The organism is Chitinophaga filiformis (assembly GCF_023100805.1).
GTDB lineage: Bacteria > Bacteroidota > Bacteroidia > Chitinophagales > Chitinophagaceae > Chitinophaga > Chitinophaga filiformis_B.
The window spans coordinates 5,730,039-5,753,987 of sequence record NZ_CP095855.1; the positions used below are offsets into that span (position 1 = coordinate 5,730,039).

Below are 23,949 nucleotides of genomic sequence, written 5' to 3' on the forward strand. Positions count from 1 at the left end.
ACGACTTACAGCTATGGCGAACAATATTATCAAAACAATACAGGAAAGCATTGCAGTAAAGCAGGCCATCTGCCAGGACGAAACGCTGATCAGCACTATCCAGCAGGTAGCCAACGTTATCACAGGCAGCCTGCAGCAGGGACATAAGATCCTCTTCTGTGGCAATGGTGGCAGCGCAGCAGATGCACAACACCTGGCAGCAGAATTCTCCGGCCGTTTTTATAAAGACAGGACGCCCCTGTATGCAGAGGCCCTGCATTGTAATACTTCTTACCTCACCGCGGTAGGCAACGATTATGGCTATGACCAGGTATATGCGCGCATCCTGCGGGGTATCGGCCAGCCGGGCGATGTGCTGGTAGGTATTTCCACTTCCGGCAATTCTGCCAATATCCTGGAAGCCTACAAAGTGGCCAAAGGCAAGGGTATGATCGTCGTAAGCATGACCGGCCATTCGGGCGGTAAAATGAAAGATGACAGCGATTACCTGCTGAATGTGCCTTCCGCTGATACACCACGTATCCAGGAATCACATATCACCATCGGACATATCATTTGTGAAATCGTTGAAAATAATCTCTTCCCATGATCAGGGAATGTATAGTACTGGCCGGCGGACTGGGAACACGCCTGCGCAGCGTGGTAGCCGATAAACCGAAATGTATGGCGCCGGTCAATGACAGGCCCTTCCTCTATTACCTGCTGCAATACCTGGTTAAACAGGGCATTGGGCATGTAGTGCTCTCCCTGGGTTACAAGTCGGAACAGGTCATTGAATGGTGCGAACAGGCCGATCTGCCGCTACAGTTCTCCTACGCTATAGAAGCGGAGCCCCTGGGTACCGGTGGCGCCATCCTGAACGCCGTTTCCCACCTGAAAGAAAATGAGTGCTTTATCGTAAACGGAGACACCTTTTTTGATGTATCCTTGCCTGATTTTTACAGCTTCCACCAGCAGGCCCACAGCAAGCTGTCCCTGGCGCTGAAGCCTATGCGGCAGTTTGAACGCTATGGCAGCGTACAGCTGGATAAAGACGCACGTATCACCGCATTCCTGGAGAAGAAATACTGCGAGGAAGGACTGATCAACGGCGGCGTTTACCTTACTTCCAGGCAATACATGGAAAGTCTGCAGTTGCCTGCACAGTTCTCCTTCGAAAAGGAAGTCCTGGAACCGCAGGTAAGAAACGGACAGCTCTACGGCTTCATCAGTGATACTTATTTTATCGATATCGGAATTCCGGCTGATTACGAGCAGGTACAAACAGATTTCCGTTCATAAAACCTGCACTATAAGATTATGCATATCGACGCTTCATGGACATTATTCCTGGACAGGGACGGGGTGATCAACAACGAGATCAAAGACGGGTATGTGCTCAGCTGGGATATGTTCCGCTTTGAAGAGGGCGTCCTTTCCGCCTTACCCGCCCTCGCGGGGAAATTCGGCCGTATTGTGATGGTTACCAACCAGCGCTGTATAGGTAAAGGCCTTTTAACAGAGCAGGGCCTTCATGATATCCATGCAAAAATGCTGGAAGTTATCACGCAGGGAGGAGGACGGATAGATAAGATCTACTATTGCCCGGACCTTGACAATGACAGCCCCTGCCGTAAACCGAACGGCGGCATGGCCCTGCAGGCAAAGGCCGACTTCCCGGATATTGACTTCTCCCGTGCAGTAATGGTCGGGAATACCCTGAGTGACATGAAATTCGGTAAGGATAAAGGAATGACCACCGTATTCATTCCCTCCACCAAACCGGATCTCCCCTTTCCCCACCCGCTGATGGACTATCGCTGCAAGGGACTACTGGAATTTTCGGCCATCATACAATAATTTTGTATTATATAACGTAATAAGCCTGTAGATAAAGTTTTCATTTCAAATAAAATTATGATCAGAGCCTGTCTTCTATTGTTATGCTGCACTTTCTTCACGTACACCGGCCTCCGGGCGCAGCGTGTAAGAATAAGCCCTGCTAACGAAGCTGCCCTGCGTTCACAGCAGGATTCCCTACAGGTCCTCTCCGCCACCATACTGAGAGGCAGGGATGAAGCCACGAGGCAGCAGGCAAATGACCGTTTTATTCCCAAACTGGTACAAGCGCTGAAAACGCCTTACTCATTCGATTTTAAGTTCGATTCCCTGACCACTGTCTCCATCCAGTACCCGGCCGACAGCACCTTCCGGATCTTTACCTGGGGACTGGAACAGGAAACCAGCTTTTATCATCACTATGGCGCTATCCAGATGAGAACTGAAGGAGGTGAACTGAAACTGTTCCCCCTCTTCGACGATTCCGATTATATGCAAAACACCGACACCATTGCCGGCAATAAAAACTGGTATGGCTGTCTTTACTATAAGGTGCTGCAGCGCCGTTACTTTAACCAGAACTATTACACGCTCTTCGGCTGGGATCCTAACAATATCCGCAGCCAGAAGAAGCTGCTGGATATGCTGACCTTCAAAGACGGCCAGCCCGTATTCGGAGGTCCGTTCTTCAGTTTTATGGAAGACACTATTCCTAAAAAAACACGCAACCGTTTCATACTGGAATTTAAAAAAGACGCTACCATCAGTTTAAGTTATAATCCTGATATGGATATGATCGTATACGATCACCTTATTTCGGAAAGTAACCAGCCGGGTAAGCCATCCACCTTCGTGCCGGACCTGGACTATGAAGGGTTTAAGTGGAAAGCAGGCAAATGGGTACACATCGAAAAAGTATTCCATGATGCGCTGCCCCAGGGCAAAGTACCTGTCGCAGAACCATTGAATCAGAAACAGAAGAAAATGACCAAACCCCGAACAGCGGAAGAGATCAATGAAGAGTTACAACCGAAGCCGAAAAAACCTAAACAATAAATAAAAGAGACTGCCTTTCTATATGGAAAAGCATTCCCTGAGATAAAAAAGATTTATAAAGGCTGGTTCTTAAAGACCCGGCCTTTATTGTTCCTGAAACATTCCTCCTTAAACCGACATCGTTATGCAAGCTGCAATTTCTTCCATTAACTTCTATGAGATGTCGCATACAGGCTCAAAAGAGCTCTAATAGTAAGTCACACGCAGACTCATACATTGACTGAACAGGCGTTATACAAGAACTTATTTTTAAAAATTGCTTACGGATATCAGATGATTGTTGCTCGCAGGAATATCTCCAACAGCGGGCAGGGGTAGCATGCAGATCGTAATTAATAAAAAAGCCGTCCGCTTGCGGCGGACGGCTACTATAGATCGATAAGATATTATCAGAACAATTCTCCCTGAACACCGTCGCCATCCGGTTCTTCCTCTTCAGACGCCAGCTCAGCGCTGATCAGCTCTTCACCTGCTATACGGGTACCTACGGTTCTGTAGCTTGTCACCTCCACAAATTCAGCCAGGTCCACTTCCTCCTCTTCCGGATTCCGTTTCTTGCCTGTCTTCAGCAGCACCACGGGTTCTGCATGGGTGGTGATCATCTCGAGGTAGTTACCTGCGCCTTCCTTGATGAACAGGAACTTGTTGTTCAATGTCTGCGTTTCAACCTTGAAACGTTTGGCGTTGAATTGTTTCTTGTCTGCATCAAAGTAGATGGCGGAAACGATCTTTTCAGGATTGAATTTCTCAATATAAACAAGCTCATTCGGATCGTAACGGTTCGTCAGCTCAAAATTGGTCAGCTCATAAGTACCGTTCTTGAAGGCTACAAAGATCTTGTCGTCTCCTTCAAAAGAACCGATATACACACCTCTTTCTTCCGTGTTGAGACGGCCTACTTCTGTATCGTACCAGAGCTTCTGACCAGACAGGGTGGATACGCCTTTCTCCTTGAATTTCACACTGCGGATCGGGTATTTCGTTACCTGGTTACCCTGTGAGTTACGTCCCTTAATGGCGATCGTCTCAAAGTACAGGTCAAACTCTTTATTTCTTGCCGCACAGTTAGGGCTCAGGCGGATGCTCACCACTTCCGCTTCCCCGTTCGGGTTGGCAGAGAAATAATGTACTTTGGAGTTCTTCTCACCTTTGATGGTCAGGTCGTATTCCTTGTCGCGCGTAATACCTGTTACATTGAAGCGTTTGGCATAACTCATACCGGTTTTGCCATCCACATAGATCATGTTATAGGTGGTACGCTCATCGTTCTTTCTGAAGACGTCGACATGAATGATGTCTTTACCTACGAATACCTTATCTGCCACCTTGGTAACGATCATCTTACCATCTCTGCGGAAGATGATGATGTTGTCCAGGTCAGAACAATCTGCCACGAACTCATCTTTCTTCAGTGATGTACCGATGAAACCTTCTGCCCTGTTCACATAGATCTTGGTATTGGCCATTGCCACCTGCTGTACCTGGATGGTGTCGAAGGTCTTGATCTCGGTAATACGCTCACGGCCTTTACCGTATTTCTTCAGCAGGTTTTCATAATAGTTAACAGTGAAATCAACCAGGTTGGCCAGGTCGTGTTTCACCTGTTTGATGTCGGCCTCAAGATTTTTGATCTGCTCATTCAGCTCATTGATATCCAGTCTGTAGATACGGCGTACCGGTTTTTCTGTCAGTTTCAGGATATCTTCACGGGTGATCTCCCTTTTCAGGTTTTTCTTATAAGGCGCAAATCCTTTGTCGATGGCTACTATTACAGCTTCCCAGTCTTTATGTTTCTGCTCCAGTTCCTTATAAATACCCTTTTCGAAGAAGATCTTTTCCAGGGAGGTGTAGTGCCATTTGTCCTGCAGTTCCTGCAGTTTTATTTCCAGCTCCTTTTTCAGCAATGCCTGGGTAAAGTCAACAGAGTACTTCAGCAGTTCGCCTACTGTCAGGAAGCGTGGTTTATCGTCAATGATCACACAGGCATTCGGTGAAATAGAGATCTCACAATCAGTGAAAGCATACAGGGCATCGATAGTGATATCCGGAGAGATACCAGGCGCCAGCTGTACTTCTATTTCCACGTCTTTAGCGGTGTTATCTACCACCTTTTTGATCTTGATCTTGCCGGTATCATTCGCTTTTACGATAGACTCCATCAGGGTCGTTGTCGTAACGCCATAAGGCACATCCTTGATCAGCAATGTCTTCTTATCCTTCTCCTCGATATGCGCACGCACACGCACTTTACCGCCGCGTTTACCATCATTGTAGTTAGCTACGTCTATCATGCCCCCGGTAGGGAAGTCAGGATAGAGGTCAAACTTCTTCCCTCTCAGGTGTTTGATGGAAGCCTCCAGCAGTTCTATAAAGTTGTGTGGTAATATTTTGGTAGACAAGCCCACGGCAATACCTTCCGCTCCCTGTGCCAGCAGCAGCGGGAACTTCATGGGCAGCGACAATGGCTCGTTCTTACGGCCATCATAGCTCAGCTGCCATTGTGTGGTCTTGGGATTGAATGCTACATCCAGTGCAAATTTAGACAGGCGTGCCTCGATATAACGTGCAGCAGCGGCATCATCGCCGGTACGCACATCGCCCCAGTTACCCTGGGTCTCGATCAGCAGGTCTTTTTGTCCGAGGTTAACAATCGCATCGCCGATAGAGGCGTCACCATGCGGGTGATATTGCATGGTAGAACCTATGACATTGGCCACTTTATTGAAACGGCCGTCGTCCATTTCCTTCATCGCATGCAGGATACGGCGCTGCACGGGTTTTAAACCGTCTTCCACGCTGGGCACTGCACGCTCCAGGATCACGTAGGAAGCGTAATCCAGGAACCAGTTCTCATACATGCCCCCCAGGTGGAGGATGTTATGTAATGACTCGTCTGTCGGTTGTGTATTATCGATGTCGCTCATAATCTTATTTATTGATCATCTTTTCAAATTCATCTCTCCAGATGCGTATGGAATCTTTCCGTACGTCAGCCATCGAGTTCAGTTCAATAAAGCAGCAGTCGGTCACTGCTATCAGCTGATGCCAAACATTGACCGGCACCTCTATTCTTGCCGGCGCTTCCATCTCCACCCTTTCAATGCTGCTGCCGCCCAGGGGGCACCAGTCCATTGCTGCTTTACCACTTAACAGGTACAGGACTTCCGGATTCTTATAATCCGCCTTCCCTTCATGATAATGTTGTCCGCTGCTGCTGCCGGCCTTCCGGTAACACAGAATGAAATCGCCGCTACGGTCGGTATTCCATTCGTAGTTGCTGCCTCTCTCATCTTCCCCCACCAGCTGTACAGGCGTTACTTTTACCATGTGTTTATCTATTATCTGTAATTACCTTTTCCGTTTTTAATACTGGTGATATTTCACTCACTACCGCCCTGTCAATATACCGGCTTACATGCACCACTGCCCTGCTTTCATCACCGGCAGCTGTTTACTTCCTGAGTGTTTGCAAGCTGCTATTCTGCAGGTGGCAGTTTCACTTCAAAATCCCTGATCGTTTTCAGTTCTCCCTTGCTTTCCAGTTTACCCTGTTTGATCAGTTCTTTCAGGCGCCATCCCAGGAACTGGTCCATAACAGGATATTTCAGTTTGCCGGTTACCAGCCCTACTACCTTCGATGCTTTCTGGAATTCTGCAGTACTTTGCTGCAAGAGTTCCTTATCGTAGAAGACGGCAGGTTCTCCCTTGATCTTCTTACCACCTTCCAGTAAACGCACACCGGCGTTCTCATTCATCATCCTGCTCCATTCATCTCCGTCTATTTCAAATTCAGCCAGGGAAACAGGCCTTGCGAGTTTCTTTGCTTTCAGGAACTCTTTTGCCAGGATTTGATGCAGATGGGTAGGATAAAATACGCTTCCCTTCTCATTGAGGAAAGGAAGGTTATTGAGGTAGATAATGTGAATGCGTCCTGCAAAGTCGTACAGCTGGCTTACCAGCCAGTAATATCCGCATACGTCCCTGGAATTCTGTCCAGCCCAGACGTATACCTGCTGTTCTGGTTCAGACTTCAGCAGGGCTTTCAGCTGCCGGAACTTCTCCTGGTCGCCCGCCTCCTCTTCCGCGACAGCCGGAGCCGGCGTTACCATCTGCGCTTCTGCCGCTCCCTCTGCCACTTGTTGCGGTTGTATGCCTGCCAGCTGATTCCACCACTGTTTACGGGCGGCCTGACCATCTTTAGTGTCAAGGATGAAAAGAGGACCTACTGAGAGGTCATCTTCAAAGTAAAGTATGTCTCCTTTCAGCTGCTCATCCAATTCAAATGCACCTGCCAGTGCTGTAGCGGATGATTCACCGAAAACGATATGTAACAGTGCCATTGATCTTGTTAAAATAATGCTGATTTAAATACCTGCTTCTATTCCGCTACCAGTTCATCAACCAGGTCCTTCTCATAACGCAGGTTGCTGATAATGAACTCCTGTCTCGTCTGTGTATTCTTACCCATATAGTATTCCAGCAGCTTCTGGATATGCGTGTCTGTAGAGAGGATCACCGGTTCCACCTTCATATCTTCGTTGATGAAGGCGCCAAACTCCTGTGGAGAGATCTCACCCAGTCCCTTAAAGCGGGTGATCTCAGGCTTGCCTCCCAGTTTTTTGATGGCTTTCTGCCTTTCCTCATCGCTATAGCAATAGATGGTCTGCTGCTTGTTGCGTACGCGGAACAAAGGTGTTTCCAGGATATACAGGTGACCGTTCTTTACCAGGTCAGGGAAGAACTGCAGGAAGAAGGTCAGCATCAGCAGGCGGATGTGCATACCGTCCACGTCGGCATCAGTGGCTATCACGATCCTGTTGTAACGCAGCCCTTCCAGCCCTTCTTCTATATTCAATGCATGTTGCAGCAGGTTGAACTCTTCGTTTTCGTATACGATCTTCTTGGTAAGACCGAAACAGTTGAGCGGTTTACCCCTGAGACTGAATACCGCCTGTGTTTCCACGTTGCGGGACTTGGTAATGGAACCACTCGCAGAATCACCCTCTGTAATGAAGATGGTAGTGTTCAGGCGTTTGGTTTCCAGGTCGTTCTTATCCTTACCGCTCACTTCTTCGTTGAGGTGGATGCGGCAATCGCGCAGCTTACGGTTATGCAGGTTCGCTTTCTTGGCCCTTTCGTTCGCCAGCTTTTTAATACCGGCCAGCTCCTTACGCTCACGCTCACTCTGCTCAATACGTTTCTTCAGCGATTCTGCTGTAGTAGGATTCTTATGCAGGAAGTCGTCCAGGTGTTTGGAAAGGAAGTCCAGCACAAACGCCTTCATAGACGGACCGTTCTCAAATACGGTAAGAGAGCCCAGTTTCGTCTTGGTCTGGGATTCGAACACCGGCTCCTGTACCCTTACTGAAATAGCGGCACAGATAGATGCACGGATATCCGTAGCGTCATAATCCTTTTTATAGAAATCGCGGATAGTTTTTACGAATGCCTCACGGAAGGCTGCCAGGTGCGTACCGCCCTGGGTGGTATGCTGACCGTTCACGAAAGAATAATACTCTTCTCCGTATTGGTTCTCATGCGTGATCGCCACTTCTATATCTTCTCCCTTCAGGTGAATGATAGGATAACGCAGCTCATCCTCATTGGTTTTACGCTGTAACAGGTCCAGCAAACCATTCTTGGAAACGTATTTTGTGCCGTTGAAGTTAATGGTCAATCCCGCGTTCAGGAAGCAATAATTCCAGATCTGGTTTTCCAGGAACTCAGGAATAAACCTGTAGTTACGGAAAACGGTATCATCAGGCGTGAAAGTCACCAGGGTACCGTTAGGCTCCTTGGTAGCTGCCTCTTTATGTTCTTTTGTCAATACCCCACGCTCGAACTCTGCTACTTTAACCCGGCCATCACGCACAGATTCCACCCTGAAGTAGCTGGACAGTGCATTCACCGCTTTGGTACCCACACCGTTCAATCCCACAGATTTCTGGAAAGCCTTACTATCGTACTTAGCCCCGGTATTGATCTTGCTCACCACATCCACCACTTTTCCCAATGGAATACCACGCCCGTAGTCACGGATGGTGACGCTGTGTTCCGTTACCTTGATGTCGATCTGCTTGCCAAAACCCATGGTGTGCTCGTCAATACAGTTGTCAGCCACCTCCTTTAACAGGATGTAGATACCATCGTCCATGCTGGAACCATCTCCCAGCTTGCCGATGTACATACCCGGACGAAGACGGATATGCTCACGCCAGTCGAGTGACCGTATCGAATCTTCGGTATAGGAGTTCTGGAGATCTTTCTTATCCGTAGTAGCCATAATTATATAGAAATTCCAATTTACTTTGTTACAATGCCCGGTTTCGATGCACCATTTATGCCAGGTTCCTCAAGATCAGTCAAATGGGGCATTTTCTTCCGGAAGGCAAATTTACTAAAACTTTTAGCAAAAGCCGGTTGCTGGCAAAAATAAAGGTTTCAGCGTATCATCCCAAGTATTAGTTATACACTATGCTTAAATAAATGAATAACAATTATTTGAGGGTAGCGCCAAAAAGAATTTTCGCTCCTGGCAAGGTTTTCCCGGTTTACGACGATAAAACAAATATAATTTCTTCAAATATTGTACAAAAGGGCATAAAAATTTATTCACAAAAGTGATTCAGAAATGACAATTTATATAATTAAATATTTTATATTTACAAAGTCGTCTTTTTGAAAACAAACCTCTGTCCTAAACTATGAAAGCTACATTCTTTATCACACTGTTAGCAGTGCTTACCATTGCACTCCTCATTACTTATATGGTTAATAAAGAGCAACGCTCTATGAACCGTTTAAGCAGCAGATTCATCAGATTGCTGGAAAGATTCAATTCCTGGCAGATGATGAGGTAACAACATTTCATTATCTTAATAAGACTTTTACCTATGAAAGCCGGTCTCTTATTTAAGTTGGCCTGTTTACTGATTGCCTCAATGGCCCTCGCGGTACATTTTATGCGCAAAGCGCTGGGGAAACTCGGGACAAGCAATGAACAGAAGTAAATCACTCATTATCCAGTAAAATTATAAAGGGCGCAAAGACAATCTTTGCGCCCTTTTCTATGCAATAAGTTAAAAGTAGTTGATTACCTGTTATAATATTTGTTCACCGCGTCAGTCCGGCTTCTCACATGCAGTTTCTCATAAATATTGTGTACGTGCCTGCGTACCGTTTCAATGCTGATAAACAGGTTGCTGGCGATCTCCTTGTACAGGAATCCCTTCGACAACTGGTCGAGGATCTCTTTTTCCCTGGAAGTCAATGCCTCCAGTGCCGGGTTAGGCTTGGCCTGCTTCTGGAAATATGCCACCACCCTGCGCGCTATCTGTGAGCTCATGGGAGAACCACCTTCATGCAGGTCGCGAATGGCGCCCAGCAGCTCGCTCGGCGGCGTTTTTTTCAGGATATATCCGCTGGCGCCCGCTTCCAGTGCCTGAAATATTTTATCGTCGTCTTCGTATACCGTCAACATCATGAAATGCATATCCGGGTATTCCCCCTTTAAACGGGCAATACACTCGATCCCATTCATACCGCCGGGAAGATTAAAGTCCATCAGCACCACGTTAGGCAACAGATTGGGGATCTGCTCCACCGCTGTCTCCCCATTGTTGAACGCTCCTATGCAGGCATACCCATCCGAGCCATTAATCAGTAATTCCATGGCTGTACGGATATCATGGTTGTCTTCTACAATCGCCACAGAAATAATATCCATGTTATCCTGAGATTTCTTTTTCGAGTATACAGTCATTTATAATCAGTTGTTATGTTTAGACAGAGGTCAACGAAATACCACATTTATGTTATTTACAAATCTAGACTAAATTAACGGGATATCTAACAAAACTATCGTACCGTGATGCGATGTGATATCAGCATGTCCCCCTACCGCCTGCATTCTCTTCTGAATGTTCTTCAGGCCATTTCCGAACAACCTCACTTTCTCCTGATCAAAGCCTTTGCCATTATCTTTTATCATAATCGTCATGTTCTTATGCATCTCTATTTGTATTACTACTTCCGAGGCCTGGGCATGTTTTACCACATTATGTAAGGATTCTTTTACTGCCAGGTATATATTCCGCCTGGTTCCACCGCTTAGTTTAATATTGGGGATAGATTCCGGGATATAGAACTGATGGGTGATATGCGCATGTTCCAGGAAGTCGGCTGCAAAACTACGCATGTAAGCGATCAGGTTTTCCAGTGAGTCGTTCGATGAATTCATGGCCCAGATGATCTCGCTCATCTTATCCACCAGCTCTCCTGCGGCTTCGGATATACGCTCCAGCTCCTTCGTCTGCGAAGTATCTGTTATTTTCCGCTTCGCGATCTCACTTAACAGGCGGATCGTAGACAAGCCCGAACCAAGGTCGTCGTGCATATCGCTTGAGATCCTCGCACGCTCCTGGTCTACCGCCTGCTCCTTCTCCAGTTTCAGCTTCTCGTGGCGGATCTTATAGTCGAGGTACAACGTTGAGAAGTAATACGCTACTCCCAATAGTAGCAACAACAACAGGAACCTGAACCAGAGCGACTGCCAGAACGGTATCCGTATCGTTATTTCCAGCGTGGTAGGCGTTGAGTTCCAGATATCGTCGTTATTAGACGCCCGCACATTGAACGTATAAGTGCCCGGCCGCAGGTTCGTATAACGCGCCATCCGGAAAGCGCCGGCCTGTACCCAGTCCTCGTCCGCGCCGTCCAGTTTGTACTGTACCTTGTTCTTCAGCGGATTAGTATATTCCAGCGGTACAAATTCAATGGCAATGGTATTGTGATTATAAGGCAGTTCTATTCTCCTGAGCAGTGACAGGGCCGTATCCGATTCGTAGGGTTTATCCAGCACTTCCATGCGCATGATCACCACTTTCGGCTTGGATGGATTGTTCCTGAAGTCCTTGGGATAAAAACCATTGGATCCGCGGATGCCGCCAAAGAAAAGCTCTCCGTCTACCGACTTGAAAAAGGCGCCGGTATTAAACTCGTTCGACTGCAATCCATCTTCGTAATTGTAGGTTGTGATCTCGTCATTGGCAGGATTGATCTGCGACAAGCCCTTGTTATGACTCACCCATATCCTGTCCTTCTCATCCAGCAGCACGCCATACAGGTAGTCGTTGATCAGTGCCGGATAATCGTAGCTATTGTAATGCTTCTTACGCAGGTTGTCTTCACCCAGCATGAACAATCCCTTGGAAGTTGCCAGCAGCAACTCTTTTCCCGCTCTTTTCGCGATGGATTTTACAATGGTGCCCGGTGGCAGGGTGATAAGGTCCCAGCCTGCACTGCCCACTTTTTTTACGTAGGCAGCCACCTTCGTTCCCACATATTTGTTTCCCAGGAAATCTTCGTAATACGTGGTCAGTATTTCATCAGGAAATTCATGTACGATCGCAACCTTGTATCCGCCTCTTTCTCCCCGCACGATCTGCAGCAGGTAACTGCCATAGTTGAAATACACTTCTCCGCTTGTACGTTTGAATATAAAAGGATAAATGTCTTCCTGCGGCGGTAACCCCGCAGCTTTTACGTACTTTGTCAGATCGTCGAACCGGCGGGTATGCACATTGAAAAGACCTATGTGCATATCAGAGAAATGGAACCACAGATGTTCAAAATCTTCCCTGCAGATGGCGTTCAGGTTCTTCGCCGGAAAAATGCTCTTTCCGTCATCGCTGGGTATACGTTCAAGGAACTTCCCTCCTTTCTCATAAATATCCAGTCCGTCGTTCAGCAGCCCTACGTATAGCTTGCCGTCGTCGTGCTTGTATACGGCCCTTACCATATTGTGCGTGGTGGCCGGAGAACGGTAGAGGTTAAATACTTTTTTATTGGGAGAATATTTCTTGATGCCATCGCCATCGGTGCCCACCCACATATTGTCTGCTGCATCCCTGTATAGGTAAGTCACAACATTCCAGGATCGCGTTTCCGAACCATTGAAAGAAACGATACGGTTCACGATCTCGTTACGCTTCACATTGTAGATCATAACACCGTCCGTGCCGCCTATCCAGATATTGCCGTTAAGGTCCAGCTCAAGGCATAAAGGAATGAAATTCGCATCTTTAGGATCGCGCTGGTCGAACGACAGGTCACTGTACTTATTCTGTTTTTTATTGAAAATGATCAGATGTCCTTTGCTGGCAATGATCAGGGTATCGCTGTTCAGGTTGCGGAGCACAACGTGAGAGGTAATGCCGGGCAAACAATAGGTGGTGAGCCGCATATTCTGCGTATTCATGGCCAGCAGCTCTCCCGCTTCAAAGTTCATCCAGATGGTATTGCCGTCTTTGTACACCGCGCTGGCTGCTATTCCCCGTTGCAACATGGGCTTAGGGTACAATATCACCTTCTTCTTGGCATAAGTGGAATCGTCCAGCACATAAAGCCCTTTCGCCGGGCGCCATACCCATAGATTATGATGTACGGAATCTTCCCCCAGTATCCTGAATTTATGACCGCTGTCGCGCTCGCCGTTGTTCTCGTAAGTAGTGTCTTCCAGTACGCTTTCGAAGGAATTCTTATACTCATCGTACAGGCTGATACCGTAATTGTGCGTCAGTATGAGCTGATGCCTCCGGTTACGGTAAAGAGAGTAGCCCTTATACCCTTTCAGGGCAAAGCGGTTAATCAATGCACGTCCCCCGTTGTTGTTCCGGACCACCAGGTTTCCCTTCCCCTGACCGGCCCGCTCCTGTAAGCTCGGATTGAACCTGTATTCATTGAACCCATATCCGTCGAATCTGTTGATGCCATCATGGGTGGCAATCCACATAAATCCCTGATTATCTTCCAGGATATCATATACCGAGTTCTGGGATAAACCTTCATTTACGCCATAAGAATCGAAAATGTACGGCTTGTCCTGTGCGCTCAACACAGATACGGATAGGGTACATAGGAAAAAAAATAATAAGGTCCTCGTCATCTGCGCCCGCGATTGCAATGCTTTTAAAGTAATAGAGGTTATTAAATTACTGAGTCCACCATAACGCAGTGCTTGCAAATATATAAATCTAGCGCACACTTTCTAATGATTTTGTATTTTTCTTCCGGTAATCCATCCCATTAAAAACACAAAAAAACATGCCCGGAAAAACTTCCATAGCTACAGTCAAGGTTTCGCAGTACAAATCACTCATGCTGACCCTGTTTTTATCTGTATTTTTTTTACCTGCAAGGGCTCAGTCCGGGTACAGCATCCAACAGCACCCTACTCCTCCAATCAAAAGCATCAGGGGCATGAGCGTGCTCAATAACGGCGTTATCTGGCTTTCAGGTACGGATGGCAAAGTGGGCCGTAGTACCGACCACGGCGCTCACTGGGACTGGATCACGGTACCGGGGTATGATTCCTGCGACTGGCGTTCACTGGTGGCCTTCAACGATAAGCGGGCACTGCTGCTGAATGCAGGAGAACCGGCCCATCTGCTGCTGACCACAGATGGGGGCGCTACCTGGAAAGAAGTATATTCCAACTATACCAAAGGCGTTTTCTTTGATGGTATGGCTTTCAGGAACGCCAAAGAAGGCATCGCCATTGGCGATCCTATCAAGGGCAGGTTTACGGTCATCCGGACGAAAGATAGTGGTAATACCTGGCAGGCAGATCCTTTTGAAGCATTGCCTGTGGCAAAAGAAGGTGAAGCCATCTTCGCTGCCAGCGGCACCAGTGTACGCATTATACCCGGCGGACAAGCCTGTTTTGTAACAGGCGGCACCAATAGTCGTTTCATCAGCGGCTGGGAGCGCTGGACACCCGTAGAATGGAATTTCACACACGGTAGTCCGGGCACCGGCGCATTCTCTGTTGCATTTGCCGATAAGCAACATGGTATAGCTGTAGGAGGCGATTATACAAAGGATACCCTTACTACAAACAACTGTCTCATCACGAAAGATGGCGGCCGCAGCTGGCAGCCTGTTGCTACACCTCCCAGGGGTTATCGTTCCTGTGTGCAATACATCGGCTATCATACTTTCGTTACAACAGGCACATCCGGTACGGATATCTCTGAAGACGGCGGTCTCAACTGGCATAACATCAGTAAAGAAGGATATCATGTAGCCGGTATAGCGCCCGCGGGTAAACAGGTATGGCTCGCCGGCAGTAAGAAGCTGGGCAGCTTCGGCAGGTTCAAATTATAATATATCACATAAAAGGGGTGCTGCTAAAGCACCCCCGGAAAAAATAGGTTAAAGCAAAAAGTACATTATTGATTCTCAAGATAAGGTACACACGAATATGTTACATGGGTATTTTAGCGAATGTGTTAATTTTACCGGTAAACGATTAGTTAGCAGCATCCATCGTAAAACCATGTGATAACAATATTTTTATCTATTTTGGGTGCTGAATGAGAATGGGAATCAAGGTATTCAGGACAGTACTACAACTGTTACAACCGGCCTCATAAACCGGAACGTTGATTCGGGAAACTTAAAAGCCAATTATGCAAGTAACAACCTCATCGGGTAAGTATTCAGCCAAGCATTATCCGGATATAATTAAAGAGTGGAAAAAAGAAGGGAACTACTTCTATTTTTATACATCAGAAACCATTTTGGAAGTCAGGATCATTTCAGATAAGATCGTTCGCTTCCGCTACGCCGCCGACGGTAATTTTCAAAGAGACTTCTCCTATGCTGTCAGCGAGCGGCTCGAAGAATCTCCGGTGAACTTCGGACTGCGCGAGTACGAAGAAAATTTCGAAATATATACTGAAGCCTTACGTATTTATATCGCCAGAGATGATATGCGCCTTACCATCACCGATCCGGAAGGCTTCATCATCAACCAGGACGAACTGGGCTTTCACTGGCAGTATTATCTGCAGAAAGGCGGCAAGATCGTATACTGCAGCAAACAGATACAGGAAGATGAATATTTCTTCGGTATGGGCGATAAACCTACCGATCTGAACCTGCACGGCAAACGCCTGGAGAACTATGGTACAGATGCCTACGGTTTTCAGAAAGATACAGATCCTTTATACCGTAACATCCCTTTCTACTATGGTCTGCATCGTGGAAAAGCATACGGCATCTTCTTCGATAATACCTTCCGCACCATCTTCGATTTCGGTAAAGAAAGAGAGAATGTGACCAGCTTCTGGGCAAGAGGCGGTGAAATGAACTATTACTTCATTTACGGACCTGAATTGCTGAAAGTAGCTGAAGGGTATACCAGCATCACCGGTACTGCCGAATTGCCGCCTTTATGGGCCCTGGGCTATCAGCAATGCCGCTGGAGCTACTACCCCGACAAAAGGGTCAAAGAGATTGCAGCCGAATTCCGGAAACGCCAGATCCCCTGTGATGTGATCCACCTGGATATTGACTACATGGAAGGATTCCGCTGTTTCACCTGGAGCAAGGAGGGATTCCCTGATCCCGTAGGACTGATAAAAGAGCTCTCCGCGCAGGGCTTCAAAGTGGTGGTGATCATCGATCCCGGCATCAAGGTAGACCCCGACTATAACATCTATAAACAGGGCATACAAAACAACTATTTCTGTAAAAGACAGGATGGCGCGCTCATGGAAGGCGATGTGTGGCCTGGCAAATGCGTGTTCCCCGACTATACCAATCCCGAAGTACGTAAATGGTGGGCCGGCCTCTTCAAAGAACTGGTGGATGCAGGCGTGAGAGGTGTATGGAACGATATGAACGAACCGGCAGTGTTCGAAATGGGTACCTTCCCTGAAGATGTGCGCCACGACTATGACGGAGAAGCCGTAAGCCACCGTAAAGCGCACAATGTGTACGGACACCTGATGAGTAAAGCAACCGCGGCCGGTATGAGGAAATTCCTGATGCCCAACAGGCCCTTCGTGATATCCCGCTCCTGCTACGCAGGCGCACAACGGTGGACCTCCTTCTGGACCGGCGATAACGTATCCAGCTGGGATCACCTCTGGCTGGCTTCTATACAGTGCCAGCGCCTTGCCGTATCGGGGATCTCCTTTTCAGGAAGTGATATCGGTGGCTTTATAGGCGAGCCCGATGGAGAATTGTATGTACGCTGGATACAGTTAGCGGTGTTCCACCCGCTGATGCGCACACATTCGGCCAGTAACGAAACCGGCTTTAACCAGGAACCATGGAGCTTCGGACCTGAATTCGAAACAGTGGCCAGGAAATTCATCCAGCTGCGTTATCACCTGCTACCTTACCTCTACACTACTTTCTGGCAATACAGCCGCTGGGGCACCCCAATGATCCGCCCCCTGGCCTTCGTTGCCCAGCACGATAAACAAACCTACGATCGCTCACATGAATTTATGCTGGGAGATTCCCTGCTGATCAGCCATGTGTCTGAACCAGGTATGAAAGAAAAGGAAGTATACCTGCCGGAAGGACAATGGTACTATTACTGGAATGACCAGGTATATAATGGCGGACAGGTAATTAAGATAGCCACGCCGCTCGATGAGATGCCGCTTTTCGTGAAAGCAGGGGTTGTAATTCCGAACTATCCGAAGATCCAGCATGTAGAAGAACGCAACACAGAAGAGATGATCTTACAGGTATATTATTCTACGCAGGAAACAAGCAGTTTTCTTTACGAAGATGCAGGCGATCATTACGGCTACAAAAATGGTCAGTATAACGATATCAGATTCAAACAAACTTCAGAAAAACATCGCTTCGCACTCCGGAAAAAATATTTCGGTCAGTATAACGCTGCATACAGAAGACATAACATACATGTACATGGTTTGCCATTCAAAGCAAAGGAATATATTTTGGATGGAAAGGCTGTAAAGCTTACTGCTGCTAACTTTGTGGGGAATGTGGTAAATATTGTAGTGGACAGGAAATTCGAAAATCTAGTTATCAGATAATATATTGATCCGATCAGCTTTTGATTATAAATCCCAAATTCTTCAGAGAATTTGGGATTTGTAGTTTTAAACCCTACATAAAAAAAAGGGCACATTAGATTGAGATCTTAGTGCCTTTTCATAACCTATGCCAACTTTAGAGTTATCCAAAATTAACATGTTATAACTGATACACAAAGCATATCAACGTCGTAAAGCCAAAATGAACAAAATGAACGGACGAAAAATTACTGAACAGATGAGTTTTGTTAATGCCAGGTTACAAAATGATTCCCAAATAATTAATAATTCAATTTCTTAACATCTCATTCACTTTTTATATGCGTTAATTGATGTGTTTTGACCCATATCCCTCGTTTCATCAGTGTCGTACTCATGCTACAGTTTGTTAACACTACTCCACGATCCTGATCATTTTTGTGAGAATTTCAACCGGCCAAAGCTGTTATCCAATGGGTTATACTACGGAATTGGCATACGCGGCATAATAGTTGTGCCTACTCTCACGATTCGATTCTATTTCCTCCGTTAAATGGAACCCATTTTTTAACCTTTCAAAATTCATTCTTATGGCTGCAGAACAAAGCAATCAATTCACACAAGAGCAGGAAAAACTGGAAAGGGATCAAGAGCGTGAAACCAGGGAATCAGGAGCACATGCAGAGAACAAACAATCATCCGAAGAAAAGAGTACTACAAACCGCAAAGATAAACGTGGTTTCGCATCCATGGATGCAGCGATGCAACGCGCTATAGCCAGTAAAGGTGGACGCGCCGCTCATGCTCAGGGTGTTGCTCACGAATTTAACTCTGCTGAAGCCCGGGAGGCCGGACGTAAAGGTGGAGTAGCTGTCAGCAGAAACAGGCAGCACATGGCCGAAATCGGTAAAAAAGGTGGTGAAGCTGCTCACAACAAGAGGAAGAAGGACAATTCCAACTCATCGGTGTAAAAGCTACTCCACACCGAAATTTCTCTTTCCTTAAAAAGGAATACCTGGCATGCATGACATGTATACCAGGTGTTCCTTTTTTTTATATTTGTCAGATACTTTAATCGTTAAAACAAGCATCCTTGCAAAAACTAACTGCCAATACCCGACAGCTCTATCCCTTTCTCATTCCCTATCTCTTCCTGCTTATCCTGGTACTTGTCTTCAAAATATTATATTCAAAAGAGGATATCTATTACTTCATTAACGGGCTGCATTTCCCTGCAGGCGATGTTTTCTTTCCTTACATGACGGAAGCCGGCAGCACTGTTTCCGCTATTGTAGCCTGCCTGCTCCTGCTTTTCGTGAGTTACCGCAGCAGTGTACTGATGGCCTCCAGCCTCATACTCACTACACTGATCAATGTACCGCTGAAGAACCTGTTCTTTGCGCCAAGGCCCAGGCTCTATTTTGCGGCACATACACGCCCGATCTATTATGTGCCCGATGTGGAAGTACTGGCCAACAATTTCAGCTTTCCCTCAGGGCATACCGTATGCGCTTTTACGATGGCTGTCGTACTGACATATATTACTCCCCGGAAAACCTTCGGATATCTTTACCTGTTACTGGCCCTTCTTGTGGCCTATTCCCGCATGTATATGAGCCAGCACTTCCTGGAAGATGTTACCGCGGGCTCTGTCCTTGCTACTGTCGTTACCATCGTCTGGCTTTCCTGGTTCGGCAACAGGCCTTTTTTCAGTGATCCACGCTGGAACGGATCCCTGAGCAGAAAAAGGAATGCCGCTTAGGATATACCATAAAAATAAAAGCTCCCTGGCCATTGACCAGGGAGCCTGAAGATTTTTTACTGAGACCGTGTAACAGTTGCGCCATCTGGAACAGGGTTTCTACCCTGTCGTCACCCCGATTGTTGTCATCACCGCGGGTTGTATCATTATCACGGGTTGTCACCCCTGGCTACAAACACAGGGCCCTGGCGGAGCCGATTGCGTTTTGTTGATTTGGCGTATATCCGGGTTGTTACCACCACCGCGAGTTATATCATTCCCCCCGGGTTGTCACCCGGGGCTACAAACACGCTGCTCCTAACGGAGCCGGTTGCGTTTTGTTGGTTTGGCGTATATCCGGGTTGTTACCACCACCGCGGGTTATATCATTCCCCCCGGGTTGTCACCCGGGGCTACAAACACGCGGCTCCTGACGGAGCCGATTGCGTTTTGTTGATTTGGCGTATATCCGGGTTGTTACCACCACCGCGGGTTATATCATTCCCCCCGGGTTGTCACCCGGGGCTACAAACACGCTGCTCCTAACGGAGCCGGTTGCGTTTTGTTGGTTTGGCGTATATCGGGTTGGAATACTTATGACCTGCCTTTCTTTTTCTGATGCGGCAGCGATGCAGGTGGTGGCGGTAGTGCAGGTTTTGCAGTTGCAGGTTTTGCCGGCTCTTTGCCGAATTCTTCTTCTGTGATCGGTTCTCCCCTTCTGTAATATTCTTTTGTCATCTTCCCTTCCTCGTCATATATCTTCCACATCCCGTTACGCTGGGAACTACCATCGCGCTTTACTTCCTCAAACCGCTCTTCACCGGTGATGGGGTCTATGATCCTGTAATTGTCTATCTCACCGTCTATACCCATCGCTACAAAAGAACCTTCGGCGCTTACCAGGCCATTGGAATAAAAATAACGGCAATAACCATTCAGCTGTCCATGTTTGTAGGTTTCTTCGGCAATCAGCCCGCCGGACAATGCATACTTCTTCCATATGCCCTCCTTCAGGTTATCGACATAGGCCCCCTCCCAGGTATAGCCCGGCTCTCCACGCACTTCGGGCATCTCCTCCTGCCATTCGCCCTGTTTGCGTTGCTGCGCGTCCACTTTGTTGGGCTTTATCTGCGGCATCTGCGCAAAAGCGGCCAGCATCATGAACTGTAGAAATAAAAAAACACTCACTTTTCTCATAGGATTAATTTCCGCAAAAGTACTCATAAAAAAAAACCGGCACAACAAACGTTGCGCCGGTACTCAATGTCGTCTTTTTGCTTTAACCTGTTTTGTCCTATTTGCGTAACTTAATGTCGCCTACTTTCGTATTATCACCCCTCTTCACGACGATACCCGTGATGGTAGTGTCTTTGTAACCATTTGAAGCATTTACAAACAGGTTGTATGTACCTGCTTTCAGTCCCCTTACTTTATACTGCCCGTCTATCCAGGGTAATGCATAGGAAGTATCCTTGTCATTATACACAGTGATCACAGGGAAGGCATCCCGCGGTGTTACCCTGCCGGAAATGCTGCCAGTCTGTTTCAAAGTGAATACATGGAGCACAGGACGCAGAATGAACTGTCCCTGACGGGTCTGGATAATAGAACGGTCGATGTCAAAGTCGAGCCAGAGTCGGAAATTCTTATCAGAGAATTCCTCCCACTCGTCGTGACGCACCTGGATAACGATCTTTACCTGGCCGGAAGGTGATTTCAGCGGATAAGTAGTGCTGTCCTTCACCAGGTAGTTGTTGTCGCCCAGGGTGATCCTGATCTTTTTCACCTTGCCCTCAGGTACGATACCGTCGCCCAACACCGTATCGGCGCCATTGCGCAGGGATAATACATCGTACACGCCGGCACGGATGCCAAGAGAATCCCACACATCGCAGTGATCCTTGTCATCGTGGTGGTCTTCCCACCAGCCGCAACGCTCGTAGTCATTGTCCCAACGGTCGTTGTCGTCGTCCGCATCAGTAGTACAGGTATCTACCAGTACTTCTACCTTGCGGATGTCCAGGAATACGTTGTCAAAGTAACCCGGATCGTCAGCGAAATAAACACTTAATCTTTGTTGCCCTGCGCCAGGTGACATGGACGCGGAATTGTCCTTCTGGCAGGCATGGAAGGCGAAAGCCAGCAATACTAATGCGGCTAGTCCCCATCCGGTAGTTCGGAGATAGGTCTTCATAAAAAAGAATGGTTTTGGTTAATAATACGCCCGCGTCAGATGGATTGCTTCCCTGAGTAAAGGCAGTATTTTAGATGGCAAAAATAAACAAAAGTTTAACAGAGAAAGAAAAACTGTTATATGTTCATAAGCTCATCCATATCAACCACTTACATTCCTATTGTGTCACTCTTTTTAAAATAGTCGCGCCCAGCGGGGGTATGCGCAGGCGCAATACATGGCTTTTACCATTGAATGGCTCCTCAGCGGCACTAAGGATGCCGGTATTTACAACGCCACTGCCAAAGAAACGGCTGTCGTCACTGTTGAGGATCTCCCGCCATTTTCCGCCACCTTCCAGGCCCATAGCATAATGTTCCCGCGGTATCGGTGTCATGTTCAGGATGATCAGTATGTCTTCTTCCGGTTTGTAGCCCTTGCGCAGGTAAGACAGTACACTAATGTCATAATCAGACAGGTTGATCCACTCAAAACCATAATAGTCGAACTGCTTGATATACAGCGCCGGTTCTGATCTGTACAGGTGATTCAGTTCCTTCACAAACTCCTTCAATCCCTGGTGGGAGCTATGCACCAGCAAATGCCAGTCCAGCTCTGAACGGAAGTTCCACTCGCTCGTCTGCCCGAATTCATCTCCCATGAACAGCAATTTTGTTCCGGGATGTGTGAACATATAACTATACATCAGGCGCAGATTGGCAAACTTCTGCCAGTCATCTCCCGGCATCTTATACAGCATGGGCGATTTACCATGCACCACCTCATCATGGCTCAGGGGCAGCATGAAGTTTTCCGTAAACGCATAGGCAATACTGAAGGTCAGCTGGTCCTGGTGCCATTTACGATGATAGGGATCGCGTTTGAAATAAGCCAGCGTATCGTTCATCCAGCCCATCATCCATTTCATGCCAAAACCCAGCCCTCCCATATATACCGGTTTGGACACACCGTAGAAGGAAGTTGATTCTTCTGCAATGGTCTGTACATCCGGGAACAAACGATAGATCGTTTCATTCATATGCTTCAGGAAAGAGATCGCCTCCAGGTTCTCCTCTCCCCCATGTATATTCGGTTCCCAGGCGCCCGTGTCGCGTGAATAGTTCAGGTGGATCATAGAGGCCACCGCATCTACCCGCAAACCATCCACATGGAATTTGTCCAGCCAGAATACCGCATTGCTCAACAGGAACGAGCGCACTTCATTACGTGCATAATTGAAAATATAGCTGTTCCAGTCGGGGTGATATCCCTTACGCATATCCGCATACTCGTACACATGCGAGCCGTCAAACCTGTACAGGCCATGTGCATCGTAGGGGAAATGTGAAGGCACCCAATCGAGGATCACGCCGATGCCTGCATGGTGGAAGGCATCCACAAAGGCCATAAAATCCTGTGGAGAACCATATCTCGACGTCGGCGCATAATACCCCGTGCCCTGGTAGCCCCAGGAGCCGTCAAAGGGATGCTCCATCACCGGCATCAGTTCCACATGGGTAAAACCCATTTCCTTTACATAGGGCACCAGCTTTTCAGCGATCTCGCCGTACGTATAGAATACTTCATGATTATGCCTGTCCGGCCGGCGCCAGGAGCCCAGATGTACTTCATATACACTGAAAGGGCTTTCCAGGCTATTGTGCGCTTTCCGGCTTTCCATCCAGCGTTTGTCCTTCCACTTATAATCCAGGTGCCAGGTAACGGAAGCCGTTCTCGGACGTACCTCCCAATAGTTGGCATAAGGATCTCCCTTACGGAGCTCCTCTCCTGAATTGGAACGGATAAAATATTTATAGAGGGTTCCTTTCTTTACGTTTGGCACAAATCCCTCCCATATACCGGACTTGTCCCATCTGGGGTACAAAGTGTGACTATAATGGTCCCAATCGTTGAAGTCGCCAATAAGGGATATAAAGGCTGCATTGGGTGCCCATACTGCGAAATAAGTGCCTTTCACCCCTTCATATTCTACTGCATGCGCACCGAATTTCTCATATAAATGGGCATGCTTTCCTTCCTGGAAAAGCTCTACATCCCTGGCGGAGAACAAGGAAAACGGTACTACTGCCTGTAGTTTCGGCTTTTTTTCTGTTGTCATAATTAGGGTGCGCTAAGGGTAACAATATAACGTAAATTTTTACATTTTGTCCCGCATGCTATGGTGAGAACGCAAGTTTCAGACCATTTAAACTACGGTGACATGAAAAGAAAAAGTCCACAGACGCTAGCCAGACATTCGAATGACTATCATCTGTGGACTGAATATTATGCCTGCCGGCCAGGATCTGCTTCCTGCA

18 protein-coding genes are annotated in these 23,949 nt (G+C 47.3%); 9 read left to right on the forward strand and 9 right to left on the reverse strand.

From position 1 onward, the window contains the following. Positions 1–13: 13 nt before the first annotated feature. The 4 genes from MYF79_RS22180 to MYF79_RS22195 are packed head-to-tail and all read left to right on the forward strand — an operon-like array spanning position 14 to position 2,874. Entirely contained in the window at positions 14–589 is a 576-nt protein-coding gene (locus MYF79_RS22180) for an SIS domain-containing protein (protein ID WP_247810024.1), read from the forward strand. Further along, positions 586–1,281, forward strand: coding sequence for a nucleotidyltransferase family protein (locus MYF79_RS22185; protein WP_247810025.1), 696 nt, complete (start codon positions 586–588; stop codon positions 1,279–1,281). The genes MYF79_RS22180 and MYF79_RS22185 overlap by 4 nt, the downstream gene beginning before the upstream one ends. 18 nt (positions 1,282–1,299) lie before the next feature. Beyond that, positions 1,300–1,839: a D-glycero-alpha-D-manno-heptose-1,7-bisphosphate 7-phosphatase gene (locus tag MYF79_RS22190; RefSeq protein WP_247810026.1), complete on the forward strand. Its 540-nt coding sequence runs from the start codon at positions 1,300–1,302 to the stop codon at positions 1,837–1,839. 57 nt (positions 1,840–1,896) lie between these two features. Next, on the forward strand, positions 1,897–2,874 hold the full coding sequence (locus MYF79_RS22195; protein WP_247810027.1) for a hypothetical protein: 978 nt from the start codon (positions 1,897–1,899) through the stop codon (positions 2,872–2,874). 389 nt (positions 2,875–3,263) lie between these two features. Here the strand turns inward: MYF79_RS22195 and MYF79_RS22200 are convergent, their stop codons facing one another. The 4 genes from MYF79_RS22200 to MYF79_RS22215 all read right to left on the reverse strand — a co-directional run bounded on the left by MYF79_RS22200 (position 3,264) and on the right by MYF79_RS22215 (position 9,157). Beyond that, positions 3,264–5,798 (reverse strand): DNA gyrase/topoisomerase IV subunit A, encoded by a 2,535-nt coding sequence (locus MYF79_RS22200; RefSeq protein WP_199655368.1) that lies wholly within the window; start codon positions 5,796–5,798, stop codon positions 3,264–3,266. A gap of 4 nt (positions 5,799–5,802) precedes the next feature. Continuing rightward, the gene (locus MYF79_RS22205) at positions 5,803–6,201 is read right to left on the reverse strand and encodes a cupin domain-containing protein (RefSeq protein ID WP_247810028.1); all 399 of its coding nucleotides are present in this window, start codon (positions 6,199–6,201) and stop codon (positions 5,803–5,805) included. Between the two features lie 149 nt (positions 6,202–6,350). Next, positions 6,351–7,214 carry a DUF1835 domain-containing protein gene (locus tag MYF79_RS22210; protein WP_247810029.1) on the reverse strand — a complete coding sequence of 288 codons (864 nt, stop codon included), beginning with the start codon at positions 7,212–7,214 and terminating at the stop codon, positions 6,351–6,353. 38 nt (positions 7,215–7,252) lie between these two features. Beyond that, positions 7,253–9,157 carry a DNA topoisomerase IV subunit B gene (locus MYF79_RS22215; RefSeq protein WP_247810030.1) on the reverse strand — a complete coding sequence of 635 codons (1,905 nt, stop codon included), beginning with the start codon at positions 9,155–9,157 and terminating at the stop codon, positions 7,253–7,255. Between the two features lie 421 nt (positions 9,158–9,578). On the opposite strand from MYF79_RS22215, the gene MYF79_RS22220 reads away from it, so the two are divergent. Further along, on the forward strand, positions 9,579–9,734 hold the full coding sequence (locus MYF79_RS22220; protein ID WP_199655372.1) for a hypothetical protein: 156 nt from the start codon (positions 9,579–9,581) through the stop codon (positions 9,732–9,734). Between the two features lie 233 nt (positions 9,735–9,967). Here the strand turns inward: MYF79_RS22220 and MYF79_RS22225 are convergent, their stop codons facing one another. Both MYF79_RS22225 and MYF79_RS22230 read right to left on the reverse strand, forming a co-directional pair. Next, complete coding sequence (locus MYF79_RS22225) at positions 9,968–10,600, reverse strand: response regulator transcription factor (protein ID WP_233259880.1); 633 nt, start codon at positions 10,598–10,600, stop codon at positions 9,968–9,970. Positions 10,601–10,705: 105 nt separating this feature from the next. Continuing rightward, positions 10,706–13,819, reverse strand: a complete 3,114-nt coding sequence (locus MYF79_RS22230) for a triple tyrosine motif-containing protein (RefSeq protein WP_247810031.1) — start codon at positions 13,817–13,819, stop codon at positions 10,706–10,708. A gap of 314 nt (positions 13,820–14,133) precedes the next feature. On the opposite strand from MYF79_RS22230, the gene MYF79_RS22235 reads away from it, so the two are divergent. The 4 genes from MYF79_RS22235 to MYF79_RS22250 all read left to right on the forward strand — a co-directional run bounded on the left by MYF79_RS22235 (position 14,134) and on the right by MYF79_RS22250 (position 19,479). Next, positions 14,134–15,039, forward strand: a complete 906-nt coding sequence (locus tag MYF79_RS22235; RefSeq protein WP_247810032.1) for an oxidoreductase — start codon at positions 14,134–14,136, stop codon at positions 15,037–15,039. 305 nt (positions 15,040–15,344) lie between these two features. Further along, positions 15,345–17,738: a glycoside hydrolase family 31 protein gene (locus MYF79_RS22240; RefSeq protein WP_247810033.1), complete on the forward strand. Its 2,394-nt coding sequence runs from the start codon at positions 15,345–15,347 to the stop codon at positions 17,736–17,738. Between the two features lie 569 nt (positions 17,739–18,307). Further along, positions 18,308–18,688, forward strand: coding sequence for a KGG domain-containing protein (locus MYF79_RS22245; RefSeq protein ID WP_247810034.1), 381 nt, complete (start codon positions 18,308–18,310; stop codon positions 18,686–18,688). A gap of 122 nt (positions 18,689–18,810) precedes the next feature. Then, positions 18,811–19,479 carry a phosphatase PAP2 family protein gene (locus MYF79_RS22250; protein WP_247810035.1) on the forward strand — a complete coding sequence of 223 codons (669 nt, stop codon included), beginning with the start codon at positions 18,811–18,813 and terminating at the stop codon, positions 19,477–19,479. 573 nt (positions 19,480–20,052) lie between these two features. Here MYF79_RS22250 and MYF79_RS22255 read toward each other — a convergent pair. The 3 genes from MYF79_RS22255 to glgB all read right to left on the reverse strand — a co-directional run bounded on the left by MYF79_RS22255 (position 20,053) and on the right by glgB (position 23,750). Continuing rightward, positions 20,053–20,655, reverse strand: coding sequence for a toxin-antitoxin system YwqK family antitoxin (locus tag MYF79_RS22255; protein ID WP_247810036.1), 603 nt, complete (start codon positions 20,653–20,655; stop codon positions 20,053–20,055). Between the two features lie 97 nt (positions 20,656–20,752). Further along, entirely contained in the window at positions 20,753–21,652 is a 900-nt protein-coding gene (locus MYF79_RS22260) for a DUF4382 domain-containing protein (protein WP_247810037.1), read from the reverse strand. A gap of 157 nt (positions 21,653–21,809) precedes the next feature. Beyond that, on the reverse strand, positions 21,810–23,750 hold the full coding sequence (gene glgB / locus MYF79_RS22265) for a 1,4-alpha-glucan branching protein GlgB (protein WP_247810038.1): 1,941 nt from the start codon (positions 23,748–23,750) through the stop codon (positions 21,810–21,812). Positions 23,751–23,949 lie beyond the last annotated feature (199 nt).

Excerpts from the sequence above, each read along its gene's own strand:
- MYF79_RS22180 (WP_247810024.1), top strand. The coding sequence starts at position 14 with ATGGCGAACAATATTATCAAAACAATACAGGAAAGCATTGCAGTAAAG.
- MYF79_RS22185 (WP_247810025.1), top strand. The coding sequence starts at position 586 with ATGATCAGGGAATGTATAGTACTGGCCGGCGGACTGGGAACACGCCTG.
- MYF79_RS22190 (WP_247810026.1), top strand. The coding sequence starts at position 1,300 with ATGCATATCGACGCTTCATGGACATTATTCCTGGACAGGGACGGGGTG.
- MYF79_RS22195 (WP_247810027.1), top strand. The coding sequence starts at position 1,897 with ATGATCAGAGCCTGTCTTCTATTGTTATGCTGCACTTTCTTCACGTAC.
- MYF79_RS22200 (WP_199655368.1), bottom strand. The coding sequence starts at position 5,798 with ATGAGCGACATCGATAATACACAACCGACAGACGAGTCATTACATAAC.
- MYF79_RS22205 (WP_247810028.1), bottom strand. The coding sequence starts at position 6,201 with ATGGTAAAAGTAACGCCTGTACAGCTGGTGGGGGAAGATGAGAGAGGC.
- MYF79_RS22210 (WP_247810029.1), bottom strand. The coding sequence starts at position 7,214 with ATGGCACTGTTACATATCGTTTTCGGTGAATCATCCGCTACAGCACTG.
- MYF79_RS22215 (WP_247810030.1), bottom strand. The coding sequence starts at position 9,157 with ATGGCTACTACGGATAAGAAAGATCTCCAGAACTCCTATACCGAAGAT.
- MYF79_RS22220 (WP_199655372.1), top strand. The coding sequence starts at position 9,579 with ATGAAAGCTACATTCTTTATCACACTGTTAGCAGTGCTTACCATTGCA.
- MYF79_RS22225 (WP_233259880.1), bottom strand. The coding sequence starts at position 10,600 with ATGGATATTATTTCTGTGGCGATTGTAGAAGACAACCATGATATCCGT.
- MYF79_RS22230 (WP_247810031.1), bottom strand. The coding sequence starts at position 13,819 with ATGACGAGGACCTTATTATTTTTTTTCCTATGTACCCTATCCGTATCT.
- MYF79_RS22235 (WP_247810032.1), top strand. The coding sequence starts at position 14,134 with ATGAGCGTGCTCAATAACGGCGTTATCTGGCTTTCAGGTACGGATGGC.
- MYF79_RS22240 (WP_247810033.1), top strand. The coding sequence starts at position 15,345 with ATGCAAGTAACAACCTCATCGGGTAAGTATTCAGCCAAGCATTATCCG.
- MYF79_RS22245 (WP_247810034.1), top strand. The coding sequence starts at position 18,308 with ATGGCTGCAGAACAAAGCAATCAATTCACACAAGAGCAGGAAAAACTG.
- MYF79_RS22255 (WP_247810036.1), bottom strand. The coding sequence starts at position 20,655 with ATGAGAAAAGTGAGTGTTTTTTTATTTCTACAGTTCATGATGCTGGCC.
- MYF79_RS22260 (WP_247810037.1), bottom strand. The coding sequence starts at position 21,652 with ATGAAGACCTATCTCCGAACTACCGGATGGGGACTAGCCGCATTAGTA.
- glgB (WP_247810038.1), bottom strand. The coding sequence starts at position 23,750 with ATGACAACAGAAAAAAAGCCGAAACTACAGGCAGTAGTACCGTTTTCC.